This is a genomic window from Burkholderia sp. BCC0506 (assembly GCF_902833145.1).
GTDB lineage: Bacteria > Pseudomonadota > Gammaproteobacteria > Burkholderiales > Burkholderiaceae > Burkholderia.
On record NZ_CADFEN010000001.1, the window covers coordinates 799,835 to 824,208 of the forward strand.

The window sequence follows — 24,374 nt, forward strand, 5'->3', positions numbered from 1 at the left end:
ACGATGATCGACCACGCCCTCGTCGCACTGCTGATCGCGCGGCTGACCGACCCGGCCGCCCACGCGGGCTCCGTCGACGAGGCGATCGACCTGTCGGCGCTCGACGCGCCCGCGCTCGGCGCCGTGTGGCCGGCGCTGCGGCGCGTCGAGCACGAGATCCTCGTACGCGACCAGGCGTTCGGCGACCCACGCGCCGAATTCGCGCGCTGGCTGCACCGGCAGATCGACGCGCTCGGCCTCGAGCCGCTCATCGGCGCCGATGCTGCACTCGAGCTGTTCCGCGCCATGCCGGCCGGCGAATGGAAACGCGCGCTGGAGGATCTGCCCTGCCTCGATGCGCTGCCGTCGCCGGCGCTGCAGGCCGAACTCGCGCGGATCGCCGGCGAACCGGAAGCAGGCGGATTGCGCGCGGCATCCGCCTATGCCGCGTATGCGCTCGACTGGTTCGCGGGCCGTCGCGACTTCTCGGCGCGGCACGCCGCGTATGCGCAGTTGCTCGCGGATTCGCCGTTTCGCGTGCGCGAACTCGACGTGCTCCCGGCGCTCGGCCCGGCCGCGCTGCTCGCGCTGGCCGCGACCGACGGCGGCTATTTCGCGCCGAAGCGGCTGTGGATCGACTCCAGCGATCCGGCCGTGACGCTCGCGGAAGAAGCCGCGTACGTCGCCTTCGCGCGCGACGCGTTGACCGAAGCCGCGCGGCAGGTCGCGGCGCTGCATGCCGGGACCGTGCCCTACGAAGCCGATCGCGCGTTCACGACCGACGACGCGCAGGTGCTCTCACGCGCCGCGCGGGTTGCCGCCTATCGCGACGAGGCATGGCTGCGCCCGCTGATCGGGCCGCTGCTGACGGGCGTGTGCGTCGCGCCGACGGCCGCGAAAACCGCGCCGTCGCAGTCGCTCGCGATCGCGCTCGGCCATGCGATCGAGACGATCCCGACACCCGAGAGCGTGCGCGCGCTGCGCGACGCGCTGGCCGTCGTCCGTCATGCGGGCGTGCAAAAGAAACTCGCGCGCAACCTGAAGCCGGCCGAACGCGCGCTCGGCGAGCGGCCGCACACCGCGCTGCGGATGACGCTCGACGCGAAACCCGACAAGAAACAATCGGCGATGCTCGCCGCGTGCATGGAAGCGGGCTTCTGGCAGCCGATGACGCTCGGCCACGCCGAATGGCGCGAGCGGCTCGTCGATGCGCCGGCCGGCGCCGCGTTCTCGGCGCGGATGATCTGGCAAGCGCGTCGCAGCGATGGCGCGACGCAGTCGTTCATGCCCGACATCGCCAAAGACAAGGTCGTGCTGCGCGATGCGGCCGGCCACGCATGCGAGATCGCCAGCGACTGCACCATCCGGCTATGGCACCCGCTGCTGGCCGACGCGGACGAACGGCTCGCGTGGCAGCGCGCGATCGTCGGCCGGTCGCTGCGGCAACCGGTCAGGCAGGCGTTCCGCGAGTACTACGTGCCGAGCGACGACGACGCGTCGGCCAGCGATACCGCGATGTTCGAAGGTCACGTGCTGTCGAGCCGGCCGCTGCTCGGCGTCGCGCGCCGCGAAGGCTGGTCGATCCGCGCGTACGACGACGCGCTCGTCCGCGAATTCGGCGACGTGCGCGCGACCTTCGTCGTCGATGCGCGGCTCTATCCGGGTTCGGAAAGCCACGGGACGTCGCGCCGGCTGGTCGTCGAACGCCGGCACGGCGCGCGCTGGGCGCCAGTGCCGATCGGCGAGATCGATCCGGTCGTGTTCTCCGAAGTCGCGCGTGCGGTCGACCTGCTCGTCAGCGTGTCCGCGTTCGCGCTCGACGACGATGCCACGCGGGCGGCGGCCGCTGCCGAGGCGACGGACCCGGCCCGCCAGCGCGACCTCGAAACGGAACGCCGGCAGCGCCTGAACCGGTTGTCGGAGCTGCCGCTGGGCGTGATGGCGCGACATCGCAGGCATGTGCTGTCGCTCGTGTTCGCCGAACCGGTTGCGCAAGGGAGGATCACGATCGACGAACGCCATGTGCGCGTCGGCGCGTGGTCGGTGCATTGCGCGACCGGCCGCGTGACACGCGACGGCGAACCGGTCGAACCTGCGATCGCGCCGCCGCCGTCGCCGTTGCGCGCGGTGCCGTGGCTGCCGTACGACGAAGCGCTGCTGCAGCGGATCGTCGACGTCGTCGCGGGGTTGCTCGACTGAGCGGGCGCCGTCAGATCGAACCGAACAGCGCGCGCGGCCGGTCCTTCAGCGTGCCGGACAGGATGCGCAACCCGTTGACGAGCTCGTCGCGCGTAGCCGGGCACGCGAGGTTGATGCGCACGCCATGCTCGATTTCCGCGCGGTCGACCGCGAAGGTCGACGACGGCATCACGATCACGCCGCGCGCCTTCGCATTCGCGGCGAAGTCGTCGGCACGCCACGGCGGCGGCAGCCGCAACCACACGAACATGCAGGCGGGATCGGACTTCAGTTGCCCGGCCGGCAGCAGTTCCCGCGCGAGATCGACGCGCGCGCGAATCTCGGCAAGCTGCGCGGCCATGATCCGCTCGGCGGTGCCGTTCTCGATCCACACCGTCGCAATCAGCATCGACGTGGGCGCCGGCATCCACGCGGTGGTGCGCACGGCTTCCGCGCACAGCGCGACGCTGTCGCGCGGACAGCTCAGGTAGCCGAGGCGCAGCCCCGGCGCGAGGATCTTCGATGTCGCGCCGATATGGAACGTCAGCTCCGGGCACAGCCCCGCGATGGCCGGCAGCCGGTCGCGCACGAGCGGGCCGTACACGTCGTCCTCGATGATCGTCACGTGATGGCGCCGCGCGATGTCGACGAGCGCCATCCGGCGCGCGAGGCTCATCGTCGTCACGGTCGGGTTCTGGAGGTTCGGCACGACGAAGATCGCCTTGACGGGCATGCGCTGGCAGATCCGCTCGATCTCGTCGGGCAGCAGGCCGTCGTCGTCGGCCGGCGCGCTGACGATCTCGAACTGGAACACCGGCGCGAGCGCCTTGAGGCCGTAATACGTGAGGCGGTCGGCGACGATCACGCCGTCGGTGCCGATCAGGCTGTTGAGCACCGCATACAGCCCGTGCTGCGCGCCGCTCGTGACGACTACCTGGTCGCGCGACGGCGCGAAGCCCGGCGCGGCCAGCCACTGCGCGCCGGCCGCACGCGCCCAGTCGGGGCCTTGCGGCGGCTGGTATTCCTGCAGCGCGGCAAACCGCGGGTCGTTCGGCAGCGTGCCGAACGTCTGCGCGAGGCTCGCGAGAAATTCGCCGGTTGCCGGACGGTTCACGGTCAGGTCGATCACGCCGTTGCCGGCCGCCAGCGATGCGCGGGCCGGCTCGATGCTCGGCATCGCCCCGCCGGTGACGAGCGAGCCGCGACGCTTGCTGCCGATCACGAGGCCGCGCAGCTGCAATTCCTTGTACGCGCGCGACACCGTCGACACGTTGATGCCGAGCTCGGTCGCGAGCTGGCGTTGCGGCGGCAGGCGGCTGCCGGGCGGATACACGCCGTTGCGGATTTCCGCCTCGATCGAGCTGGAGACCTCGACGTAGGTCGGCCGCTTCGCCTGTACTGGCAGGCCGCCGTCGCGCTCGCCGGAAAGTTTGTCTGATGCCATCTGTCGCCCATGACCACACAAAAAGCGTTTGTCTGCCGTTTTGGCTTGCACAGCGATTGTATATGACCTCCCTGCCCCGTCAATCATGGACCGAAAAGTCTGCTGAATCAGCAGGTTGAAATCGGGTAAACGCCAGCGCCACACAATACTATTTTGATTGCACACAAAAAATTACTGTGTGATTCTTGATTGCAACTTTGTGTGTATCACGTCCACCGGAGGGGAAGCGTCATGGCGAACGTCGCCATCGTGGGTGCAGGCTTCATCGGGCTTGGCGCGGCGGCATGGCTGCAACGCGACGGGCATCGCGTGACGCTGTTCGATCCGGCCGGCGTCGGCCAGGGCGCGTCGTTCGGCAATGCCGCGACGTTCGCGCCGTACGGTTGCGTGCCGGTGAACGGCCCGTCGGTGTTCCGCAACCTGCCGCACTTCCTGTTCGCCGCCGACAGCCCGCTGCGCATTCGCTGGCCGTACCTGCTGCACGGCGCGCCCTGGCTCGCGCGCTTCCTGCTCGCGTCGACGCCCGCGCGGCACGCACGCAGCGCGAGTGCGCTGGCCGCGCTGCTGTCGCGCGCCGCCGACGGCTATGCGCCGCTGCTCGCGCCGTCGCGGCTCGCGGCGTTCGTGCGGCCGCGCGAATGCCTGTACCTGTACGCGCGGCAGGCGTCGTTCGACGCCGCGCAGCCGTCGCTCGCGCTACGGCGCCGGCTCGGCGTGCCGTTCGAGACGCTCGATGCAAGCGCGATCCGCCGGCTCGAGCCCGCGCTCGCGCCGATCTTCTCGCGCGGCGTGCTGTTCGTCGGCAGCTGGTATTTCTCCGATCCGCACGGGTTTCTCGGCGAATTGTTCGCGCAGCTCGCCGTCGCCGGCGCGACGCTCGAACGCGCGCGCGTCGAACGGATCGCCCCCGCCGGCGACCGCGTGAACGTACACGCGGACGGCACGGTGCGCGCGTTCGATCACGTCGTCGTCGCCGCGGGCGCCCGCTCGCGCGAATTCGCCGCGGCGTGCGGCGACGCGGTGCCGCTCGACACCGAACGCGGCTATCACGTGCAGTTCGGCGTGCACGAGCCGATCGTCACGCGGCCGGTCGGCTGGGCCGAGCGTGGTTTCTACATGACGCCGCTCGACGAAGGGCTGCGCGCGGCCGGCACGGTCGAACTCGGCGGCTTCGACGCGCCGATGAATCCGTCACTGGTCGCGTTGCTCACGCGCTCCGCGCGCGAAGCCGTGCCGTCGCTCGGCACGCCGACGCGCAGTTGGCTCGGGTTCCGGCCGACGCTGCCCGACGGCGTGCCCGTCATCGGCCGCGCCCGCGACAGCGCGCGCGTGATCCACGCATTCGGTCATCAGCATCTCGGCGTGACGCTCGCCGGCATCACAGGGCAGATCGTCGCCGACCTCGTCGCCGAACGCGCACCGTCGCTCGACCTCACGCCGTACCGGGCCGCGCGATTCTGACGCGCGCCACGATTTCCACCCCTGAAGGAGAAGCATCATGAATCGTCGTCACTGGCTGGCATGGCTGGCCGTCTGCTCGATCGGCACGGTCGCGGCGTCCGCGCACGCCGCGGACCCGGAAACCGTCAAGATCGGCTTCGCCGGCCCCCTGACGGGGCCCGTCGCGCGCGTCGGCAAGGATCTGCAATACGGCGCGCAACTCGCGCTCGACGAGGAAAACGCGAAGCATCCGACCATCGGCGGCAAACCGGCGCGCTTCGTGCTCGACGTCCAGGACGACCAGGCCGATCCGCGCATCGCGATCCAGGTCGCGCAGAAGCTCGTCGACGACGGCGTGGTCGGCGTGATCGGCCACTACAACTCCGGCTGCAGCATTCCGGCGTCGGCCGTCTACAAGCAGGCGAACGTCGCGATGATCACGCCCGGCTCGACCAATCCGCAACTGACGATGCAGGGCTTCAAGAACGTGTTCCGCACGATGGGGCACGACGGTGTCGGCGGCGTGGTGGCCGGCCGCTTCGCGGTCGAGCAACTGAAGGCCAAGCGGATCGGCATCATCGACGATCGCACCGCGTTCGGCCAGGGCCTCGCCGACGCGTTCGAGAAAGGCGTGAAGGACGCGCACGGCAGCATCGTCGGCCGCGAATACACGAACGACAAGGCCGTCGATTTCCGCGGCATCCTGACGACGATGAAGAGCAACAACATCGACCTGCTGTTCTTCGGCGGGCTCGACGAACAGGGTGCGATGCTCGTCAAGCAGATGCGCTCGCTCGGCATCCGCGCGCAACTGTTCGGCGCCGGTGCGTTGAAAAGCAACGCGTTCCTGAAGATCGCCGGCAACGCGGGCGAAGGCACGCAGGATCTGGAGCCCGGCCCCGCGCTCGACAAGCTGCCGTCGGCCGTCGCGTTCGCGCAGCGCTACAAGGCGCGCTTCAACCAGGACGTCGAGCTGTATGCGCCGTTCGCGTACGACGCCGCGCTCGCGATGATCGCGGCGGTCCGCAAGGCCGACTCGCTCGATCGCGGCAAGATCGTCGCGAGCCTGCCCGGCGTGTCGGTCACCGGCGTGACCGGCAAGATCTCGTTCGACGAGCGCGGCGACCTGATCAAGCCGCCGTACACGCTGTTCCGCGTCGAACAGGGGCAGTGGCGCAGCATTCGCACGGTCGGCGGCGCGTCGAACTGATCGACGCCGGGCGGCAGGGGGCAGGCGGCGCCTACCGCGCCGTCTGCTGTCGCTGCACCTCCTGCGCTTTCATCTGCAGATACGCGCCGCGCTCCACCTCGTGCAGTTGCAGCGGATACTGCTCGGTCGCATCGAACCAGCGCGCGAGGCGCTGGTCGAGCGGCTTGTCGAGCGTCGCGAGATACGTGTCGATCGCCAGGTAATAGCGCATCGTGTTGCGCTCCAGCAGCCCGCGCACGCCGCCGATGTATTGCGGCTGCGCGGCCGAGGCGCCGCTGGCGGGCGTGAACCCGACCTTGTCGCTGCCGACGGTCGCGAGGTAGGTTTTCATCGCCATCCGGCCGACCGTGCCGAAGCCATACGAATACGTGAGATGCAGGAACGTGCGCGACGCGCCGACCGGCACGGCCTCCAGCGCGATCCGGTAGTCCTTCGTGCCCATCGGCCCGCTGTCGGCCGTCAGGTCGACCTGGAAATAGTCGGGCGTCGCGGCCGCCACGCGATAGCGGAACTGCACGCGATAGGTGTCCGACAGCTTCTGCTCGATCTTGCGGCCGAGGTTCACGTCGAGCACCGGGCCGTTGCCGCCGCTCGACGCGCGGCAGTACTTCGTGTTCAGGTGCAGGATCAGCACCGCGCACCAGTTGGCAGGGCCTTGCGCGGGATCGTTGAGCTGGCCGTTCACCACCGCGAACGGATAATCGACGACCGCATAGATGTCGCCTTTCAACGACGACGACGCTTCCGACGATTCGAGCACCACGGGCCGGTGAAACGCGTTGTCCTTCAGTTGGGGCCCGAGGCTGCGGTAGCGGTCGAGCAGCGCGGCCGCGCCGTTCGCACCGTCCGCGCCGAACGACAGCGCGCTCCAGCCCACACACAGGGCCACGACGAGCGCGTGGCACGCGCGGCGCGCGAGCCGCGTGCCGCGCGAAGGTCCGGATGTCTCCATGTTTTTACTCCGTGGCGCACGATGGCCGCGCGCATGGGTCACAGAATACGCCTGCCCGCTACGCGGCGCGGCATGCGGCGCGATCGTCATCGGCTGCGCTTCACCGGCAGCGGCAATTGCGCTGCGGTGATCCGGATCGGCGTCGCCAGCCACTCGCGATCGTCCCGGCGATCGCCCGCAATGACGAGATGCGGCTTCGCGCCCGGATACGGCGGGGCTTCGTCGCACGCGCCGAGATACGCGCGGCCTTCGGGCGTCGGCTTGACGAACAGCCGGTCGTCGCAGACGAGCGCGACCCTCCTGCCGTCGCAATGGATGCCGTATTCGCCGAACATCTTGCGCGCCGATACCGCACCGGCCGCCGCGCTCTGCTCGACGATGAAATCGACCGTGCTCTGGCTCGATGCCATTTCAATCTCCGGGACCGAAAGAATCGTCTGACCGGCGTCGATGCCGCGTCGTTCAACTCATTTGTCGATACCGAATGCGCTCGACATCTGCCGCGCCCGCTTCACGTCGTCGCCATGCAGATAGATCGACGTCGTCGAGATCGACGCATGCCGCAGGTTGTCGCGCACCGTCGTCAGCTCCGCGCCGCGCGCCAGCGCGTGCGTCGCATGCGTATGCCGCATCCAGTGCGGGCTCGCCTGGCGCAGCTTGTGCGCGAGCGCCGGGTGATCGGCTTCGACGGCGTCGGCCGTCTGCGCGAAGAAACGCTGCATCACCTTCCACAGCCGCACGCTCGTGATCGCGGCCGCGTCGTCTTCCGCGAGGCTCGGAATCAGCGGCGTATCGGGCCGCCAGCGCGCCGGCGTGACCGGCAACCGGCGCGCGACCAGATAGCGGTCGAGCGCCGTGCGCGCCAGCGGCGGCAGCGCGACGCGGGCGGCCTTGCGGCCCTTGCCGATCACCTTCAGCCACGCGTCGCCGTGCGCGTCCGTCTCGATGTCGCCGAGCGTCGCACCGACCAGTTCGCTCGCGCGCAGCCCGGTCGCATAGCCGAAATCGAGAATGAAGCGCAGGCGGTGCGCGGCGGCCGGCGTCCAGCCCGACTGTGGCGCACCCTTGACCGGGCGTTGCTGGAACTCGAGCCCGTCGGCGATCGTGCGGACCAGCAGCCACTCGCCTTCGGTGAACGCATGCGACGTATCGAGCGCGGTCACGCCGCGCGTGTCGCGCACCTTCACGCCCGCGAACGGATTCGCGAGCAGGTAGCGCTGCTCGATCAGCCAGCGGAACAGCGCGCCGAGCACCGACAACGTATACGCCGCCGACCGCGCGGACAACGCGCCGGAGAACGGCCGCCAGTCCGGCGCACCGCGCGGGCGCACGGGCCCGACCCAGCGTTCGTGCGGCGTCGGGCGCCGGATGAACGCGCGATAGGCGAGCGCATCCTCGGTCGTCAGCGACGACAGCGCGCGGCCGCGCTCGACGATCGCCCACAGGATCAGCCGCTCGGCTTCCTTGCGGTACGCGCGGCGGGTCGCGGCCGATTCGTGCAGCGACAGCCATGCGTGGACGGCCGCGTAGTCGTTGTCCGCGTCGAGCGTGCTGGTCGCGCGCGGCGCGCGGAACGTGCCGGCCGAGCCGTCGACTTCGTGCGGCAGCTTCAGTTGCTCCCACGGCACGATGCTGCCGCGCGGCGTCGCGGCGATCAGCGCGCGCGCCCGCTCGGTCAGGTCCGGATGCGCGGCGAAGAACGCCTCGATGCGCCGCGCGCCGGCCATGCCGAGGCCCGCGATCGCGCGCCACCACTGGCGCCGGCGCGGAATCCGCACCGTCAGGTCGGCGAGCGTCGCGATCCCGTGCGCCCGCAATGCCACGACCGCGCGCGCCGGCAGCCACAGGCCGACGTCGTCGCCGATCTGCGGGACCGGCGCGCGCGCATGACGCAGCAGCGCGATCGCGTCCGTTGCCGCCTTCGCCTCCCGTAAACGCTCACCGTCGGGGTGGCCGAACCGTTCCGCGAGATCGGGGCGGCCGACCTGCCGCGCGATGCGCACGAGGCGGCGGCGAATGGCGCCGATGACGCCGCGCGCCGAGCGCCCGTCGCCGAGCCGGTCGGGCAGGTAGCGTTCGACGGCCTGGCGCACGGACATGCCTGCGTACCACGCGCGCAGCGCGGCCAGTTCGTCGGCATCGGGAAAGCCTGCGGGCGCAGGCGCGGAATCGGGGGAAAGCGGTGAAGCGAGGCGCGGTTTCATGGGCGCCAGTTTGACAGAAGCGCGCGCGGCCGGAAATGTCGCGCGCGACCTCGAACGGGCCGGCCGTCGCCGCGCTTTCCCGAGACGGTGCCCGCCACGGGCGACACCGCCGGACGAAAGCCGGCGGCGGCCACGCCCGCGTCACGTCTCGCCTTTCGGCCCCGGGTTCAGCATCACGACGAAGCCGGCCACGCCGACGATCAACGCGATGGCGCCGCCATACAGCGCCGTCGCGGCATCGAACAGCAGGCCCGTCACGACGGCCATCATCCCGGCGAGCGACACGAACACGGCGAGCGCCGCGACGACGATGCGGTACTGGCGGCGTATCATCGCGCGCGCCGCGTCATGCCGCGGCCGGGGCGGCCGGCGCGTCGGCGTCGTCGCCGCGAATCAGCAGCACCGGGCACTTCGAGCCGCGCACGAAACGCTCGGCGACGCTGCCGAGCAGCACGCGCCGGATGCCGCGCCGCCCGTGCGTGCCGACCACCGCGAGATCGATCCCGTGCTCCTTCACGTAGCGTTGCAGGCGTTCCGCGATGTCCTCGCCGATACTCTCGGTCTCGATCAGTTCCGCTTCGCCCTTCGCGCCGGCTAGCGCGACGACCTGTTCGGCTTCGCGCAGCACCTTGCGCCCGTCGTCGCGGATTTCCTCGACGAGCGCGTGCGGATCGATACGGCCGGCATACGTGAACAGCACCGACTTGTCGACCACATACACGACGCTGACGTGCGTATCGCCCGCCAGCGCCACCTTCACGGCCTCGGCAAGCGCCTGCTTCGACGACGCGCTGCCGTCGACGGCCACCATGATCTTCTCGTACATGCGAACCTCGCTGGGGTGAGTTGCCGCGCACGCGCTCGCGCACGGCCATGTCTCCATCATCGGCCGGCGGCGGGTTCGGACGTTGATGCCGGTCAAGCCCGGCGGCGGCCGCGCATGCGGCAAAACGGCGCGACCGGAAGCGGGCAACCTGCGTTTTCGGCGCGGCCGCGAACCGGGCCGGCAACGCGTGCGCCGACGCGCATGCGAGCGGCCGTCGCGCCGAAGGCGCTATCATCGGAGATGAGACTTTCGTCCGGCCCTTTTTTGCCGGCCCCACTTTCAACTCGCTCAACCGACATGACAACGACTATCGAACGCGTGGACGGCGCCGCCCAGCATCTCGTCGCCGCCCGCCATGCCGGCTCGCCCGGCCCGCTGTTGCCCGATGCGCTTCGCCCCGACGACATCGAGACCGCGCTCGCGATCCAGCAGCGCGTCGCCGACCTGCTCGGCGAATCCGTCGGCGGCTGGAAATGTGCGTTGCCGCCGCCCGATCGCGTGATCCTCGCGCCGATCTTCGCGTCGACGATCCGCGATGCCGATGCGCCGTATCGCGTCGTCGGCGGGCCGATCGTGCGGATCGAACCGGAAATCGCGTTCGTGCTCGATCGCGATCTGCCCGCGCGCGAGCAGCCGTACGACGATAGCGACGTGCGCGCCGCGATCCGCGAAGTGCGCATCGTGCTCGAAGTGCTCGGCTGCCGCTATGCGGAGCCGGCGCGCGCGTCGAAGTTCGAGCTGCTGGCCGACGGGCAATTCAACCAGGGGCTGTGCGTCGGCCCGGTCGTGCCCGACGGGCTGAACGTGCCGCTCGCGACGCTGGCGCTGTCGTTCGAAGGCGCGCTGAACCGCACGATCGACGGCCGCCATCCGGACGACGATCCGCTGAAGCCGCTGGTGTGGCTCGTCAATTTCCTCGCGTCGCGCGGCGATGCGGTGCGCGCCGGCCAGATCGTGACGACGGGCTCGTACGCGGGCGCGATCGAGGTGCCGCTCGGCGATGTGCTGACGGTGCGCTTCGGCGAGCTCGGCAGTCTGTCGGTGACGTTGACCGCGTGACGGGTCACGTCGCTTTCACGCCCAATCCGCCATGTCGCTGACACCGCTTCCCGCCCTGCTCGACGCCACCCTGCGCACCGTCGCACGCCGTTACCGGCTGCCGCCGCTCGAGCGCGCGTCGTCGCTGACCGACGCGACGAACCCGGCCACCGCGCTCGCGATCGTGATCGAGGAAGCGCGCAGGATGCAGGCGGACGGCCACGCGCCCGGCGCGGACTTGCGGCAGCGCTTCGTCGATGCGCTCGCGCGAATGATCCGCGATGCGATGGATCCGTCCTCCGGCGATCCGTCGTTCCAGGCATCGGTGCTGCGTCACGATGCGCCGAACGTGCGCGAATACGCGTCGTTGTCCGCGCACGCGGAGCAGGACCGGCGCGCGCTCCACGCGGCCGTCAATGCGATCGCGCACCCGGCCAAGCTCGAACGCAGCGCACAGGCCTGGCAGCGCGACGGCCTCGCGCGCCTGCATGCGGCCACGACGGCGGCATCGTGGGCCGAGTTGCATGCCGCGCTCGCGCAACTGCTCGCGCTGCCCGAGATGGCGACCGACGCGGCGTTCGAGCAGGACATCGTCAGGCTCAGGGACAGCCCCGCCCTCGAACGGCTGCTGCGGCTCGATGCGCTGGCCGCGGACGAGGACGTCCGCCGCTATCGTGCGCTGTGGGTCCGACAGGGGCCGCTCGTCGGCAGCACGGTCGCCGTCGCGCAAGGTGCCGCGTCCCAGCAGCGCGGCGCGGCCGTCGAAGCGCTGGCGGCGCAGGCGCTCGACGCACTGGCGCGCAGGCTCGACGCGGCGGACGAGCAGCGCACCTACCGCGTGGTCACGTCGATGCGCGTGCCTTCGTCGATCCCGGGCCGGCACGACCGCGCGAAAACCGAATGGGATGCGGTCCTGCTCGAACGCGCGCGCGGCAACGACGCGGCGCCCGCATGGAACGTGCGCTTCCTGGTCGAAGCGAAGGCCTCCGCGGATGCCGCGACGACCGATCTGCCGCGGCTGCTGCGCGGCCTGACCCTGCTCGCGCAGGCGGCGCCCGATACGGTCTATGCATTCGAGACGCACCAGGGCACGGTGCGCGTGCACGGCGCATCGCTGCGCGCGTTGACGACCGACGAAGCGACGCTGCCACGCGAAGTGCTGTATTGCTGCGACGCGTCCGCGGACACGACGCCGCGCCTGCTGGGCGCGGCGAGCCGGATGCAGCTGCTGTCCGCGCAGGCGAGCCTCGAATACGCGAGCGCGCTCGCGTTGCGGCCGGACGCCGATCCGGACGGCCTCGGCGTCATCTGGCACGCGCTGCTGACCCTGCCGCAATGGCAGGCCGTGCTGCATCAGTACCCGTCGTTGCGACAGGTCCGCGAATTGATGGTGGCGATCGACGACTTGCGCGCCGCGATCGAAGACATCGACGAAGGCGGCATCGCCAGCAGCGTGTGCGCGTGATGCGCGAGCAGGGCCGCCGCGCGACGGGCGTGTGCGCGCCGTGAGGTACGATACGCGCCGGGGCTCACCGCGCCCCCCTGAGAGACCCGGCCGTCGCGGCCCCTAACCAGCACAAGAAAAATGCGAAGAAACCCGACGCTGCACCGCAACCTGTTCGCCGCGCTGGCGGCCAGCCTGCTCTGGATACCGGCCGCCCACGCCAGCGGCGACGACGGCTGCTACGTACCGAACACGCTCCGGCAGACTTCATACTCGTGCGGCAACGTGCCGATACTGACGCCCGCCAACGACACGCGCATCAACGCGATGCTGATGATGGTCGACAGCGCCAAGGTCGCGCAGGTGTTTCCGGACCCGAAGACCATCCCCGCGAAAGACCGGATCAACCAGATCGTCGTGCCGTTCCCGATGGATTTCTCCGGATGGATCTACATCGGCCAGAAGGAACCCGACAAGACCGGCAGCGCGGCGGACGCCGATGCGTCGTCGAACCGGTACGCCGACGGCGAAGGCAGCATCTGCCGCAGCATGAGCGCGGGCGCGCAAGCGTTCGACGACGCGCTGGGCGGCGCCGGCGGCCTGCCCGCCGACGAAGCCGCCCGCCTGCGCGCGGCGCGCGCCGACATCGCGCAGAAAACCTGCGGCGCGGGCGGCGCGAGCGCCGCGTGGACGAAGCCCCCGGTCAAGTCGCCGCTCGGCCAGCAGTTCGCCGCGTACCTCGACGGCACGAACGCGTTCTACCGCGCCGACTTCCTCACCGCGACCCGCGCGTTCGCGAACGCATCGCACAGCGCGGATCCGTGGCTGAAGGAAACCGGTCTCTACATGGCCGGGCGCGCGCAGTTGAACGCCGCGCAGGCCAACGTATTCGACAACGACAGCCCGACGCCGACGCGCGCGCGCGTGACGAAGGTGTCGCTCGACGCGGCGAACACGGTGTTTCGCACGTACCTGAAGGTGTATCCGAAGGGGCGCTATGCGGTCTCCGCGGCCGGGCTGCTGCGACGTGTCGCGTGGCTCGGCGGGAACGTCACGCAGCAGGCCGACCTGTATGGTCACGCGCTCGCGCGCTGGTCGCCGGCAACGTCGAACGTGCCGCTGATGCAGCTGGCGAACGAACTCGACAGCAAGCTGCTGTTCGGCGCCGAATTCGACGCAAGCCAGATCCAGTCGCCGACCGTGCTCGCCACCGTCGACCTGCTGCGCATGCGCGCGTCGGACAGCACCGATGCGAGCCGCAAGCCGCTGACGCTGGACGCGCTGCAGGCGCAGAAGCCGCGCTTCGCGAACGCGCCCGCGCTGTACGACTACCTGCTCGCGACCTGGTACGTGCAGATCGGACACAAACCGGACGCCGCGCTCGACCTGCTGCCGCAGACGCCCGCCGCGCCGCTCGACTACTTCGGCCTCAGCCAGCAGGCGCTGCGCGGGTTCGCGCTGGAAGACAGCGGCCAGAACGACAAGGCGCGCCAGCTGTGGCGAGACCTGATCCCGCTCGCGACATTCCGCTTCCAGCGCGAAATGCTGGAACTCGCGCTCGCGATCAACCTGGAGCAGGCCGGGCTCGTCAACGACGCGTTCGCCGACGATTCGCTCGTGCAGAACGCGGCAATCCGCGCGGTGCTGCTGCAGCGCGCGGCCAATGCCGACCTGCTGCGCGCGCAGGCGCAGAATCCGGCGACGAGCGGCGCGCTGCGCGACACCGCGCTGTACACGCTGCTGTACAAGGAGCTCACGCGTTCGCACTACGCGGACTTCCTCGCCGATACCGCGCTGGTGCCCGGCACGCCCGCCGCGCCGTTGAAGCCGTTCGTCGCCGCCGGCGCGAAAAACGAAGACGGCTACGCATGCCCGTCGACGCGCGACATCGCCGCGACGCTGCAGCAGAATCCTGCCGATCCGAAAGGGTTGAACTGCCTCGCCGATTTCGTGCGCCTTCATCCGCCGGCGTCCGGCCTCGAAATCGATCCGGTGCCGCCGTGGGTCCGCAGCGCATCGAGCACGGCCGCCACGCGCGTGCCGCCGACGCTCGGCGCGTCGCCGTCGCAGTTCGCAGGCAAGCCGTACGAACGGATGTCGAGCTACGTGACGGTGATGGCCGATACACAGGCGGACCCGAACGACCGCGCGTACGCGTTCTATCGCGCGATCAAGTGCTATGCGCCGGCCGGCTCCAACGAATGCGGCGGCACGGAGGTGTCGAAGAGCACGCGCAAGCGCTGGTTCGACACGCTGAAGACCGCCTATCCGGGCAGCCCGTGGGCGCAGAAGCTCCGCTACTACTGGTAAGCGGCGCATGACGCGCATCGCGTGCCTCGCGCTGCTGCTGGCCGCGCGCGTCGCGCTGGCCGGCACCGTCGACGCCGCGCGGTACGACGCGTTCTGGCTGTGGGCGGGCGTGAAGCCGCAGGCGGTCGTGCACGGCGCGCGCGCCGTCTACGTGCTGCAAGGGCAAATCGAAGCGTCGCCGCGGGACGAGTCGCAGGTGCGCGTGATCGCGCAGGGCGTCGCGCTGCCGCCCGCGCCCGACGCGCGCGTGTGGCTCGTCTATCGGGCGCATACGCTGCGCTGGACCCCGCGCGTCACGCAGATCATGCTCGCGCAACTCGCGCGCTGGCGTGCGTCGGGCCGTACGATCGCCGGCATCCAGATCGACTTCGACGCGGGTACGCGCCACCTGCAGGATTACTTCGAATTCCTGCGGATGCTGCGCGAGACCTTGCCCGCCGATTGCCGGCTGAGCATCACGGGGCTGCTCGACTGGAGCAGCCGCATCGATACCGACCAGGTCAACCGGCTCAAGGGCATCGTCGACGAGGTGGTCGTGCAGACCTACCAGGGCCGCCGCACGATCCCCGACTATGCGGCCTACCTGCCGCGCGTCGCGCGGCTGCAACTGCCGTTTCGCATCGGCGTGATCCAGGGCGGCGAGTGGGACGCGCCGCCGTATCTTGCGGCGAATCCGTGGTTCCGCGGCTACGTCGTGTTCCTGCGCAACGGCTAGGCTTCGTTCACGCCGGCAACCGGCTGCGCGCGGCGACGGTCGACGCGCGACGCCCGTCGCCGCCGCACTACGCGGCGCCCGCGATCGTGCCGCCGAGCCCGGCGAGCGCAATCGCGAGCAGCGCGAGCGCCGACGACGCCGAGATCCATCGCTGCTTGCGATGAATCGCCGGATGGTTGATCGCGGCCATGTAGCCGGCGAGGATCGTGAAATCGACCGCGATCCACAACGCGGCGAGGATCGCGAGGCTCACGCGCGAATCCGGCGTGATGCCGACGAACTGCGGAAAGAACGCGACGAAGAACAGCAGATCCTTCGGATTCGCGATGCCGACGAGGAAGCCGCGCACGATGCCGGGCAACCCGCGCCGCTGCGCCACGGGTTCGCCTGCCGCCATGCCGTCGCCGCCCCGTGCGCGGCAGGCGCGCCATTCGCCGAGCAGCGTCCGGATCGCGAGCACCGCGATGAACAGGCACCCCGCGACATGCAGCCCGGCGAGCAGGCGAGCGCTGACCATCACGACGCCGAACACCATCAGCATCGCGCCCGCGATCAGCACGAGGCTCGCGGCATTGGCCCCTACCGCCGTCAGCACGCCCTGACGGAGCCCGCGCCGCGCGACCGTGCCCGTCACGAGCATCACGACCGGGCCGGGCGTCGCGATGAGCAGCACGATCGCGGCCAGATAGGCGAACAGCAGCGGGTAATGGAGTGTCATGAAAAAAAGTTCTATTCGATGAGTCGGCAGGCACGTACGTCGCAGTGGCATCATTGAGGCTCGACGTATCGGATACGCGGCAGAGTGCAGTATCACGCGTCCGTGCCGCCGATCGAAAACGGAAAATCCTGTCTGATGACATGAGTTTTGTTCATATTCGATACCCATGAAGGCCAAACCGCTGCCCCCCGTCTATGCGTTGCGTGCGTTCGAGAGCGCCGCGCGCACCGGCTCGTTCACGCTGGCCGCCGAAGAGCTGAGCCTGACGCAAAGCGCGGTCAGCAAGCACGTGAAGACGCTCGAGGCCTACTTCGGCCGGAAACTGTTCGTCCGGCGCGGGCCCAAAATGACCGTGACGGCGGAAGCCCACATCTTCGCGGCCGGCCTCCGGCGCGGGTTCCGGCAGGTGGAGGAAGCGTGCATGCTGTTCCGCACGCAACGCGACGTGCTGCGGCTCAAGGCGCCTTCCACGCTCACGATGCGCTGGCTGCTCGACGCACTGGCCGCCTTTCGCGGCACGCGGCCGGCGTTCGAGGTGCAGATCGCGAGCGTGTGGATGGATGTCGATACCGTCGATTTCTTCAGCGAATCGTACGATTGCGCGATCCTGCTGGGCGCAGGCAAGTTCGGCGAAAGCACGCATTGCGTGAAGCTGTTCGACGAATGGCTGATTCCGGTGTGCTCGCGGGCCACCGCCACGATGGCTCGCACGAATCCCGCCGCGTGCGAGCTGATCCATCCGTCGCCCGACCGGCGCGACTGGCGCCGCTGGCTCAGCGGCAGCGGTCACGATCTGAAGGTGGACATCACGCGCGGGCAGGTGTTCGACATGCTCGAACAGGGCATCGCGGCGGCCATCGCCGGCCACGGCTTGTCGATCGGCGATCTCGCGCTGTGCGCGACGGCCCTCGACGAGAAGCAGCTGGTGCTGCCGTTCAAGACGGCCGTGAGCACCGGCGATGCGTATTACCTCGTGTGGCCGGAAGACTCCGCCAAGGCCGCGCAGGTGCGCGAACTGCACGCGTTCCTGGCCAGCCGGATGCCGCGCCTCGCGCATCCGGGCGTGCGTTTCGTCGACAGGGGCGGCAACGGATGACGGCGATGGGCCCCTTTCCGCGAGGGGCCGGATCGCCGGTGTTCAGGCGCGGCGCCGGCCGCCGCGGCGGGCCGGCGCCGCCGCCGTCATGCGCGCACGAACGCGAGCAGGTCGGCGTTGAGCACGTCGGCATTGACCGTCAGCATCCCGTGCGAATAGCCCGGATAGGTCTTCAGCGTGCCGTTCTTCAGGAGCTTGATCGATTTCAGCGCCGAATCCGCGATCGGCACGATCTGGTCGTCCTCGCCATGCAGCACGAGCGTCGGGACGGAGATCGATTTCAGGTCTTCGGTCTGGTCCGTTTCCGAAAACGCCTTGATGCCGTCGTAATGCGCTTTCGCGCTGCCTTCCATCCCCTGCCGCCACCAGTTGCGGATCACGCCCTGGTGCACGGTCGCGCCTGCGCGGTTGAACCCGTAGAACGGGCCGCTCGGCACGTCGAGGAAGAACTGCGCGCGATTGTCGGCGAGCGCTTTCCGGAAGCCGTCGAACACGTCGAGCGGCAAGCCTTCGGGGTTCGACTCGGTTTTCAGCATCAGCGGCGGCACCGCGCTGACGAGCACGGCCTTCGCGACGCGTCCGGCCGGCTCGCCGTGCTTCGCGACGTAGCGCGCGACCTCGCCGCCGCCCGTCGAATGACCGATATGCACCGCATTGCGCAGGTCGAGCGCTTCGACGACCGCGAACGCATCCGCCGCGTAATGGTCCATGTCGTGCCCGTCCCAGACCTGCGCGGAGCGGCCGTGGCCGCGCCGGTCGTGCGCGATCACGCGATAGCCGTGCTGGACGAAGAACAGCAGTTGCGCGTCCCAGTCGTCGCTGGACAGCGGCCAGCCGTGGTGGAACATCACGGGCTGCGCATCTTTCGGCCCCCAATCCTTGTAGAAAATCTCGACGTTGTCCTTCGTGGTGACGTATGGCATCGCGATACTCCTGTGAGTGGATGAACGTGGCGAACGGGCCGCAGCCATTATTGACCATTATTGTGAAACCGCGGCGCCATCGTGCAATGCGACGGCCGATCATCCACCGGCAGGAAACGAACGACGCCGCGCACGTCAGCCGTCAGCCGTCCGTCGACACCGTCACGGCCTCCCACGCGCGGATTTCGTCGTCCAGCGCCGCCAGTTTGCTCCGCACGAGCCGCAGCGCATCGCTGCCGAGCAGCAGATGCGCGGGCGGACGGTCCGCCGCGATGACGGCGAGCATCGCGCGCGCGGCCTTCGCGGGGTCGCCCAACTGCTTGCCGCTTTTCTCCTCCCGCGCGCGGCGGAGCGGGTCGAACAGCGCGTCGTAGTCGGCGATCGAGCGCGGCGTGCGCGCCATCGAGCGGCCGGCCCAGTCGGTGCGGAACGAGCCCGGCGCCACGGCCGTCACCGCGATGCCGAACGGCTCGAGCTCCTTGCCGAGGGTCTCGGAAATGCCCTCCAGCGCGAACTTGCTGCCGCAGTAATACGCGATGCCCGGCATCGTGATGTGCCCGCCCATCGACGTGATGTTCAGGATGCGGCCGCGCCGGCGCTCGCGCATGAAGGGCACGACGGCCTTCATCATCGCGACCGCGCCGAACACGTTCACGTCGAACTGCCGGCGCATCTCGTCGAGCGGCGACTCCTCCATGATGCCTTCGTGCCCGTAGCCCGCGTTGTTCACCAGCACGTCGACGGGCCCGACGTTCGCCTCGATGTCCGCGACGACGCCGTCGATACGGCCGAACTCGGTCACGTCGAGCACGCGCGCGACGGCCGCCTGCGCGGACAGCGCTTCGAACTCGCGCGCCGCCTGCGCGCTGCGCACCGTACCGACCACCGTGTGGCCGGCGGCCAGCGCCTCCTGGGCCAGCGCGCGGCCGAAACCGCTGCTGACGCCGGTAATGAGCATGATGTTGCCGGATGCCATGTGAGCCTCTCCCGAATGTCGATCGAAGCGTGCATACTAGTCTGACGAACGATGCCGAATAAGCCCGGTTTCGCTGATTTTCTTGCACAAAACTATGAGCATCGCCCCGACCTCTCTCCGCTCTCCGTCGCCTTCGCCACGCGACCGGAAACGCCTGGTGACGCTGCTGCGCGCGCTGGCGCCCGACGAAGGCTACAACCTGACGGCGCTGCCGAGCGTGCGCATCCTGCGCTCGAACCGCGCGCTGTCGCGCACGCCGGTGCTGTACGACCCGGGCATCGTGATCGTGTGCCAGGGATCGAAGCGCGGCTACTTCGGCGGCGAGCGCTACGTGTACGACGAGCGCCATTACCTGGCCGTCTCCGTACCGGTGCCGTTCAGCATGGAAACCGACGCGACGCCCGCGCGCCCGCTGCTCGCGCTGTACCTGCACCTCGATTTCACGCTGGCTGCCGAACTCGCCGCGCAGATCGACCGCGCCGGCCTCGCGGAAACCGTGCAGGCGCCGAAGAGCATGATGTCGACGCCGATGGATGAAGCGATGCACGCGTCGGTGCTGCGTTTCGTTGAGGCGATGCATCGGCCGCTCGACGCCGCCGTGCTCGGCCCGGCGCTGCTTCGCGAGCTGTATTTCCGCGTACTGACCGGCGCGCAGGGCAACGCGATGCGCAGCGCGCTGGCGATGCGCGGGCAATTCGGCCGGATCGGGCGCTCGTTGCGCATGATCCACGCCGACTACGCGAAGCCGCTCGACGTGTCGCAACTGGCCGCCGCGGCCGGCATGAGCGTGCCGAGCTTTCACAGTCACTTCAAGGCGATCACGCGGGTGTCGCCGATGCAGTACCTGAAGTCGACGCGGCTGCATCAGGCGCGGCTGTTGATGGTGCGTCAGGACCTGACGGCGGAAGCGGCCGGCTACGCGGTCGGCTATACGAGCCCGTCGCAATTCAGCCGGGAATTCAAGCGGCTGTTCGGTTTGACGCCGGCGAAGGAGACGCGGCGCATGCGCGCGAGCTTCGCGATTCCGCAGGCATTCGACGATGCGGTGTTCGTGTCGTCGCATTGACGCGTGTCGGCGCCCGCCGCGATGCACGCGTTCATCGCGGGCGCCCACGCGGCGGCTTCAGGTGCGGTGCCGACCGCCGGAAAGCCGGGGGCTCACGCGATTACCCGCTCGGGCGCAAACACGGCCTTCATCGTGTGCCGCTACATTCGTCGAGTCGTGCAGGCACAATGGCGTGCGGCAATGCCCTTCACGGCTGCGACTCATACGGACTGCCTCATGACCCAATACACCTTTCGCCTGCTGAACGTCTTCGCCGAATCGACGTTCGGCGGCAACCCGCTTTGCGTATTCGACGATGCGCTCGGCATGGACGACGCGACGATGCAGGCGCTCGCCGTGCAGTTCAACCTGTCGGAGACGACCTTCGTGCTGCCGTCCGAGCGGGCACATGCACGCGTGCGCATCTTCACGCCCGGCTACGAGATGGCTTTTGCCGGCCATCCGACGCTCGGCACAGCGCACGTCGTGCGCGAGCGGCTCAACGCAGGCGATGCGCTGACGCTGGAATTCAAGGCCGGCGTCGTCGACGTCACCGCGCGCGACGACGTGTGGACCTTCATCGCGCCGCACGCCGGCATGCCGAACACGGCGCCGTGCACGTTGTCCGATGCGCGGGTCGCGGCGCTGCTCGGGCTCGCCGAGGACGACCTGCTCTCGCCGCCGCTGTGGGTCGATACCGGCGCCGACCAGTTGCTGGTCGCGCTCAAGGACCCGGCCGCCGTGCGACGCGCGCAGCCCGACAGCGCGCACCTCGACATCTGGCCGCGAAGCAGCCTCGGCCGGAAGACCGCCTATGTGTTCGCGTTCGACGCCGAACGGCCGGGGACGGTCGTGTCCCGCTACTTCTTCGTGAAGCAGGGCGGCGGCGTATCGGAAGATCCGGGCACCGGATCGGCCTGTGCGAACCTGGGCGGCTGGTTGCTCGCCGCCAGTCACGATCTGCCGGCCGCGTTTCGGGTCGAGCAAGGCGAAGCCATCGGCCGGCCTTGCGTGCTGCGGTTGTCGGTCGATGCGGCGGGCAAAATCGGCGTCGGCGGGCGCGTGATCGAAATCGGGCGCGGCACGATCAACGTGTGACCGACACGCGCGCGCCGACGCCGCCGCTCATCGCGCGCCCACCCGCCACACCGTCACTTCGTGCAGCGTCTCGCCCGGCTTGAGCACGGTCGACGGGAAGGCCGGACGATTCGGCGAATCGGGAAAATGCTCGGCTTCGAGCGCGAACGCATCGGTTTGCCGATAGACCGTCCCGCCCTTGCCCGCGACGCTGCCGTTCAATCCGTTCGCCGTATAGAACTGCAGCCCCGGCTGCGTCGTGTACAGCTCGAGGAAACGTCCCGACGCCGGATCGTAAGCGCGCGCGGCAAACGCCGGCGCCGACTGGCCGCCCTGGTCGAGCACCCAGTTCTGGTCGTAGCCGTGCGCGGTGACGAGCTGCGGATACGCATCGCGCACATGCGCGCCGATCGGCGTCAACTGGCGCAGATCCATCGGCGTGCCCGCGACGCTCGCGAGTTGCCCGGTCGGAATCGACGTGTCGTCGGTCGGCGTGAAACGCGAGGCGGCGATCTCGATCAGTTGCCGCTCGACGCTGCCGCCCGCGTGCCCGGCCAGATTGAAGTAGCTGTGGTTGGTCAGGTTGACGACCGTGTCCTTGTCGGTCGTCGCGCGGTATTCGATGCGGATCTGGTCGTCGCGGGTCAGCGTGTAGGTCACGTCCGTCGTCAGCGTGCCGGGGAAGCCGTTCTCGCCGTCGGGGCTCACGTAGCGCAGCGTGACGCTCGAGCCGGTCGCGTCGCTGTGCGTGCCGGTGACCGTCCATACCTTCGCATCGAAACTGTCGGGGCCGCCGTGCAGCGTGTTCGGCCCGTCGTTGACGGGCAGCTTCCACGTCCTGCCGTCGAGCGTGAAACGCCCGCCGGCAATGCGGTTCGCATACCGGCCGATCAGCGCGCCGAAATGGATGTTGCCGTTGTGCGCTTCGTAGTCGCGCAGCGAATCGAAGCCGAGCACGATGTCGGCCACGTGGCCGGTGCGGTCGGGCACGTCGAGCGCGGTCACGATGCCGCCATACGTGATGACCTTCAGCGTCACGCCGTGCCGGTTCGCGAGCGTGTATTGAGTCACAGCCTGCCCGGTCGCGGTCGTCCCGTAATCGGCCCGGCCGATCGAGACGTCGGGCGCCGCCCATGCGACGGCTGCGTGCAGCCCGAACGTTGCGAACACACCTATCGCGAGCATCGATTGTCGCGGCCAGCGTCGTTTCATGGAAATCTCCCAAAGTGGTGCGGCCCGTGCCGGCGCGCAAGTTGCATGCCCGCCCGTCGCCGCGCTTGCTATGCTGCGCGCATCGCCCGCCCGAGCCGATCGCCGACATGAACGCCGTCACCCCCGATATCGAGCGCACGCTGCGCGCCGCCTGCGACGCCTGCTTCGGCACGCGTGCCGTATGGCCGCTCGTCGCGCGCGCCTACGGCGAGCCGCAGCGCTTCTACCACACGCTCGCGCATCTCGCGGAATTGTTCGCGCACCTCGCGCCGTATCGCGCGCAACCGTGGTGGCCGGCCGTCGAGCTCGCGGTGTGGGCCCACGATGCCGTCTATGCGACGACGCCGCCGGACTACGCGAACAACGAAGCGAACAGCGCGCAATGGCTCGTGCAGGTCACGCAGGCGCACTGTACCGCGTCGTGGTTGCACGCGCACGCATCGCATGTGTCGGTTGCATCCGATCTCGTCCTCGCGACGAAGTCGCACCGGCTGCCTGAAACGTATGCCGCCGATCGGGAATGGCAGCGCGCAGGGCAGCTTTTTCTCGACGCCGATCTCGCGATCCTCGCGGCCGCGCCTGACCGGCTTCTCGAATACGACCGTGCGATCGCGCGCGAATGGGCACAGGATCCCGAGGCGCCGTCGGCGAGCTTCCGCGCCGGCCGCAGGCAGGCGCTCGAACGGCTGCGCGGGCAGGTCCCGCTGTTTCGATCGGCGGAATTCGCGCCGCTCGAGCGGCGCGCGCTGCGCAATCTCGACACGCTGATCGGTTTCTACGCGTAAGCGCCGCGCATCGTGCGCCCGCACACGGCGGCGGGCGTCGCGAAAGCGGCCGACAACGCAGTCGATCTCGCCGAGGCATTACGCGACGTCGCACGCGGCGCCGCGTTCGACGCGGCGCTGGCGGGCTGGGAGGCCCGTCAGCGCGCAGCCGGCGCGCTGTTGTCCGCGCGCGGGATCGCGCTCGGCGCGCGGCTGATGGGCGCGGCGTGAGCGTGCGCCGGCCGGGTGTCGAGCGCAGGGCGGCCCGAATCGAATTCGGGATTCAGCGCGCGCAGCACGCTGGCGCGCCCGCCGTCGTCGTCGGGCAGTTGCGGCTGCCCGCGCGCGAAAGCCGGGGCCGCGGCCGCCGCGAGCCACGCGGCGATCGCCAGCCCGGTCACGCGTGCCGATATGGCGCCCCGCTTCATTGCACGCTCGCCGTCGACACCGAGGCCGACGTCGCGGCCATTGCCGCATGCCGGTCGCCATGTGCGATCGCATACAGCTCGCGATTGCGCGCGATCGTCTGCGTGCTCGGCGGATAGTCGGAATTCGACGTCGGCAGCGTCCCGTCGCGCTCCGCCCGAATCAGGTCGGCGCGCACGTCGGCGCGCGTGACCGTGTGGTCGGCGGTTTGCGCGAATGCGGCGACCGGTGCGCCCAGCGCACAGGACAGCAGGACCGCACGAATCAGCTTGTTCATGATCTTCACCTCTCAAAGATGGCGTGTTCGCGTCCGCCGATCAGGCCGGACATCCGCTCCGCATCGATGCGACGAGGAGTGATGTCCATTCTGCGATTCGCGCGCTTTCCCGAAGGTGAG

The 24,374-nt window shown here is 69.6% G+C and carries 22 protein-coding genes and 1 pseudogene; 12 read left to right on the plus strand and 11 right to left on the minus strand.

Going from position 1 to position 24,374, the window contains the following annotated elements; genetic code table 11:
• Window positions 1-3: 3 nt before the first annotated feature.
• On the plus strand, window positions 4-2,178 hold the full coding sequence (locus tag HWX62_RS03475; protein WP_175929845.1) for a DUF4132 domain-containing protein: 2,175 nt from the start codon (window positions 4-6) through the stop codon (window positions 2,176-2,178).
• A gap of 10 nt (window positions 2,179-2,188) precedes the next feature.
• On the opposite strand, the gene HWX62_RS03480 is transcribed toward HWX62_RS03475, so the two are convergent.
• Complete coding sequence (locus HWX62_RS03480) at window positions 2,189-3,601, minus strand: PLP-dependent aminotransferase family protein (protein ID WP_175929844.1); 1,413 nt, start codon at window positions 3,599-3,601, stop codon at window positions 2,189-2,191.
• Window positions 3,602-3,832: 231 nt separating this feature from the next.
• Between HWX62_RS03480 and HWX62_RS03485 the strand changes: the two genes are divergently transcribed.
• Window positions 3,833-5,062 carry an FAD-dependent oxidoreductase gene (locus HWX62_RS03485; RefSeq protein ID WP_175929843.1) on the plus strand — a complete coding sequence of 410 codons (1,230 nt, stop codon included), beginning with the start codon at window positions 3,833-3,835 and terminating at the stop codon, window positions 5,060-5,062.
• Window positions 5,063-5,099: 37 nt separating this feature from the next.
• Window positions 5,100-6,251 carry a branched-chain amino acid ABC transporter substrate-binding protein gene (locus HWX62_RS03490; protein ID WP_175929842.1) on the plus strand — a complete coding sequence of 384 codons (1,152 nt, stop codon included), beginning with the start codon at window positions 5,100-5,102 and terminating at the stop codon, window positions 6,249-6,251.
• A gap of 31 nt (window positions 6,252-6,282) precedes the next feature.
• Here HWX62_RS03490 and HWX62_RS03495 read toward each other — a convergent pair whose 3' ends face one another.
• The 5 genes from HWX62_RS03495 to HWX62_RS03515 form a co-directional block, all read right to left on the minus strand.
• Window positions 6,283-7,203 (minus strand): hypothetical protein, encoded by a 921-nt coding sequence (locus HWX62_RS03495; RefSeq protein ID WP_175929841.1) that lies wholly within the window; start codon window positions 7,201-7,203, stop codon window positions 6,283-6,285.
• 86 nt (window positions 7,204-7,289) lie between these two features.
• Window positions 7,290-7,613 carry a TfoX/Sxy family protein gene (locus HWX62_RS03500; RefSeq protein ID WP_175929840.1) on the minus strand — a complete coding sequence of 108 codons (324 nt, stop codon included), beginning with the start codon at window positions 7,611-7,613 and terminating at the stop codon, window positions 7,290-7,292.
• A gap of 57 nt (window positions 7,614-7,670) precedes the next feature.
• Window positions 7,671-9,407 carry a site-specific integrase gene (locus tag HWX62_RS03505; RefSeq protein ID WP_175929839.1) on the minus strand — a complete coding sequence of 579 codons (1,737 nt, stop codon included), beginning with the start codon at window positions 9,405-9,407 and terminating at the stop codon, window positions 7,671-7,673.
• Window positions 9,408-9,548: 141 nt separating this feature from the next.
• Window positions 9,549-9,740, minus strand: coding sequence for a DUF2964 family protein (locus HWX62_RS03510; RefSeq protein WP_175929838.1), 192 nt, complete (start codon window positions 9,738-9,740; stop codon window positions 9,549-9,551).
• Between the two features lie 13 nt (window positions 9,741-9,753).
• Window positions 9,754-10,233, minus strand: a complete 480-nt coding sequence (locus HWX62_RS03515; protein ID WP_175929837.1) for a universal stress protein — start codon at window positions 10,231-10,233, stop codon at window positions 9,754-9,756.
• A gap of 297 nt (window positions 10,234-10,530) precedes the next feature.
• Here HWX62_RS03515 and HWX62_RS03520 point away from each other — a divergent pair, with 297 nt between their 5' ends.
• The 4 genes from HWX62_RS03520 (at window position 10,531) to HWX62_RS03535 (ending at window position 15,740) form a co-directional block, all read left to right on the plus strand.
• Entirely contained in the window at window positions 10,531-11,292 is a 762-nt protein-coding gene (locus tag HWX62_RS03520) for a fumarylacetoacetate hydrolase family protein (protein WP_175929836.1), read from the plus strand.
• 31 nt (window positions 11,293-11,323) lie between these two features.
• Window positions 11,324-12,736, plus strand: coding sequence for a 3-deoxy-D-arabino-heptulosonate 7-phosphate synthase (locus tag HWX62_RS03525; RefSeq protein WP_175929835.1), 1,413 nt, complete (start codon window positions 11,324-11,326; stop codon window positions 12,734-12,736).
• A gap of 120 nt (window positions 12,737-12,856) precedes the next feature.
• Window positions 12,857-15,025, plus strand: coding sequence for a hypothetical protein (locus HWX62_RS03530; RefSeq protein ID WP_175929834.1), 2,169 nt, complete (start codon window positions 12,857-12,859; stop codon window positions 15,023-15,025).
• Window positions 15,026-15,032: 7 nt separating this feature from the next.
• On the plus strand, window positions 15,033-15,740 hold the full coding sequence (locus HWX62_RS03535) for a DUF3142 domain-containing protein (RefSeq protein ID WP_175929833.1): 708 nt from the start codon (window positions 15,033-15,035) through the stop codon (window positions 15,738-15,740).
• A gap of 67 nt (window positions 15,741-15,807) precedes the next feature.
• On the opposite strand, the gene HWX62_RS03540 is transcribed toward HWX62_RS03535, so the two are convergent.
• Window positions 15,808-16,458 (minus strand): LysE family translocator, encoded by a 651-nt coding sequence (locus HWX62_RS03540; RefSeq protein WP_175929832.1) that lies wholly within the window; start codon window positions 16,456-16,458, stop codon window positions 15,808-15,810.
• A 166-nt stretch (window positions 16,459-16,624) separates the two neighbouring features.
• Here HWX62_RS03540 and HWX62_RS03545 point away from each other — a divergent pair, with 166 nt between their 5' ends.
• On the plus strand, window positions 16,625-17,554 hold the full coding sequence (locus tag HWX62_RS03545; protein ID WP_175929831.1) for a LysR substrate-binding domain-containing protein: 930 nt from the start codon (window positions 16,625-16,627) through the stop codon (window positions 17,552-17,554).
• 86 nt (window positions 17,555-17,640) lie between these two features.
• Here the strand turns inward: HWX62_RS03545 and HWX62_RS03550 are convergent, their stop codons facing one another.
• Window positions 17,641-18,477, minus strand: a complete 837-nt coding sequence (locus tag HWX62_RS03550) for an alpha/beta hydrolase (protein WP_175929830.1) — start codon at window positions 18,475-18,477, stop codon at window positions 17,641-17,643.
• Window positions 18,478-18,619: 142 nt separating this feature from the next.
• The gene (locus HWX62_RS03555; RefSeq protein WP_175929829.1) at window positions 18,620-19,453 is read right to left on the minus strand and encodes an oxidoreductase; all 834 of its coding nucleotides are present in this window, start codon (window positions 19,451-19,453) and stop codon (window positions 18,620-18,622) included.
• 94 nt (window positions 19,454-19,547) lie between these two features.
• On the opposite strand from HWX62_RS03555, the gene HWX62_RS03560 reads away from it, so the two are divergent.
• Together HWX62_RS03560 and HWX62_RS03565 are read left to right on the plus strand one after the other, a co-directional pair.
• A complete protein-coding gene (locus HWX62_RS03560; protein ID WP_175929828.1) occupies window positions 19,548-20,519 on the plus strand; it encodes an AraC family transcriptional regulator in 972 nt (323 codons plus the stop codon).
• A 216-nt stretch (window positions 20,520-20,735) separates the two neighbouring features.
• Window positions 20,736-21,596 (plus strand): PhzF family phenazine biosynthesis protein, encoded by an 861-nt coding sequence (locus tag HWX62_RS03565; RefSeq protein WP_175929827.1) that lies wholly within the window; start codon window positions 20,736-20,738, stop codon window positions 21,594-21,596.
• A 27-nt stretch (window positions 21,597-21,623) separates the two neighbouring features.
• Here HWX62_RS03565 and HWX62_RS03570 read toward each other — a convergent pair whose 3' ends face one another.
• Window positions 21,624-22,787, minus strand: coding sequence for an aldose epimerase family protein (locus tag HWX62_RS03570; protein ID WP_175929826.1), 1,164 nt, complete (start codon window positions 22,785-22,787; stop codon window positions 21,624-21,626).
• Between the two features lie 107 nt (window positions 22,788-22,894).
• Here HWX62_RS03570 and HWX62_RS03575 point away from each other — a divergent pair, with 107 nt between their 5' ends.
• Window positions 22,895-23,572: a hypothetical protein gene (locus HWX62_RS03575; protein ID WP_175929825.1), complete on the plus strand. Its 678-nt coding sequence runs from the start codon at window positions 22,895-22,897 to the stop codon at window positions 23,570-23,572.
• Between the two features lie 9 nt (window positions 23,573-23,581).
• Window positions 23,582-23,782 (plus strand): annotated as a pseudogene (locus HWX62_RS03580) (hypothetical protein); the annotation flags it as partial.
• Between the two features lie 193 nt (window positions 23,783-23,975).
• Here the strand turns inward: HWX62_RS03580 and HWX62_RS03585 are convergent.
• On the minus strand, window positions 23,976-24,254 hold the full coding sequence (locus HWX62_RS03585) for a DUF4148 domain-containing protein (RefSeq protein WP_175929824.1): 279 nt from the start codon (window positions 24,252-24,254) through the stop codon (window positions 23,976-23,978).
• Window positions 24,255-24,374 lie beyond the last annotated feature (120 nt).

Bases quoted from the DNA above. Each gene is read 5' to 3' on its own strand.
- HWX62_RS03485 (WP_175929843.1), top strand. From the start codon at position 3,833: ATGGCGAACGTCGCCATCGTGGGTGCAGGCTTCATCGGGCTTGGCGCG.
- HWX62_RS03575 (WP_175929825.1), top strand. From the start codon at position 22,895: ATGAACGCCGTCACCCCCGATATCGAGCGCACGCTGCGCGCCGCCTGC.
- HWX62_RS03535 (WP_175929833.1), top strand. From the start codon at position 15,033: ATGACGCGCATCGCGTGCCTCGCGCTGCTGCTGGCCGCGCGCGTCGCG.
- HWX62_RS03570 (WP_175929826.1), bottom strand. From the start codon at position 22,787: ATGAAACGACGCTGGCCGCGACAATCGATGCTCGCGATAGGTGTGTTC.
- HWX62_RS03510 (WP_175929838.1), bottom strand. From the start codon at position 9,740: ATGATACGCCGCCAGTACCGCATCGTCGTCGCGGCGCTCGCCGTGTTC.
- HWX62_RS03565 (WP_175929827.1), top strand. From the start codon at position 20,736: ATGACCCAATACACCTTTCGCCTGCTGAACGTCTTCGCCGAATCGACG.
- HWX62_RS03525 (WP_175929835.1), top strand. From the start codon at position 11,324: ATGTCGCTGACACCGCTTCCCGCCCTGCTCGACGCCACCCTGCGCACC.
- HWX62_RS03490 (WP_175929842.1), top strand. From the start codon at position 5,100: ATGAATCGTCGTCACTGGCTGGCATGGCTGGCCGTCTGCTCGATCGGC.
- HWX62_RS03495 (WP_175929841.1), bottom strand. From the start codon at position 7,203: ATGGAGACATCCGGACCTTCGCGCGGCACGCGGCTCGCGCGCCGCGCG.
- HWX62_RS03540 (WP_175929832.1), bottom strand. From the start codon at position 16,458: ATGACACTCCATTACCCGCTGCTGTTCGCCTATCTGGCCGCGATCGTG.
- HWX62_RS03530 (WP_175929834.1), top strand. From the start codon at position 12,857: ATGCGAAGAAACCCGACGCTGCACCGCAACCTGTTCGCCGCGCTGGCG.
- HWX62_RS03550 (WP_175929830.1), bottom strand. From the start codon at position 18,477: ATGCCATACGTCACCACGAAGGACAACGTCGAGATTTTCTACAAGGAT.
- HWX62_RS03520 (WP_175929836.1), top strand. From the start codon at position 10,531: ATGACAACGACTATCGAACGCGTGGACGGCGCCGCCCAGCATCTCGTC.
- HWX62_RS03585 (WP_175929824.1), bottom strand. From the start codon at position 24,254: ATGAACAAGCTGATTCGTGCGGTCCTGCTGTCCTGTGCGCTGGGCGCA.
- HWX62_RS03545 (WP_175929831.1), top strand. From the start codon at position 16,625: ATGAAGGCCAAACCGCTGCCCCCCGTCTATGCGTTGCGTGCGTTCGAG.
- HWX62_RS03480 (WP_175929844.1), bottom strand. From the start codon at position 3,601: ATGGCATCAGACAAACTTTCCGGCGAGCGCGACGGCGGCCTGCCAGTA.
- HWX62_RS03475 (WP_175929845.1), top strand. From the start codon at position 4: ATGATCGACCACGCCCTCGTCGCACTGCTGATCGCGCGGCTGACCGAC.
- HWX62_RS03500 (WP_175929840.1), bottom strand. From the start codon at position 7,613: ATGGCATCGAGCCAGAGCACGGTCGATTTCATCGTCGAGCAGAGCGCG.
- HWX62_RS03555 (WP_175929829.1), bottom strand. From the start codon at position 19,453: ATGGCATCCGGCAACATCATGCTCATTACCGGCGTCAGCAGCGGTTTC.
- HWX62_RS03515 (WP_175929837.1), bottom strand. From the start codon at position 10,233: ATGTACGAGAAGATCATGGTGGCCGTCGACGGCAGCGCGTCGTCGAAG.
- HWX62_RS03505 (WP_175929839.1), bottom strand. From the start codon at position 9,407: ATGAAACCGCGCCTCGCTTCACCGCTTTCCCCCGATTCCGCGCCTGCG.
- HWX62_RS03560 (WP_175929828.1), top strand. From the start codon at position 19,548: ATGAGCATCGCCCCGACCTCTCTCCGCTCTCCGTCGCCTTCGCCACGC.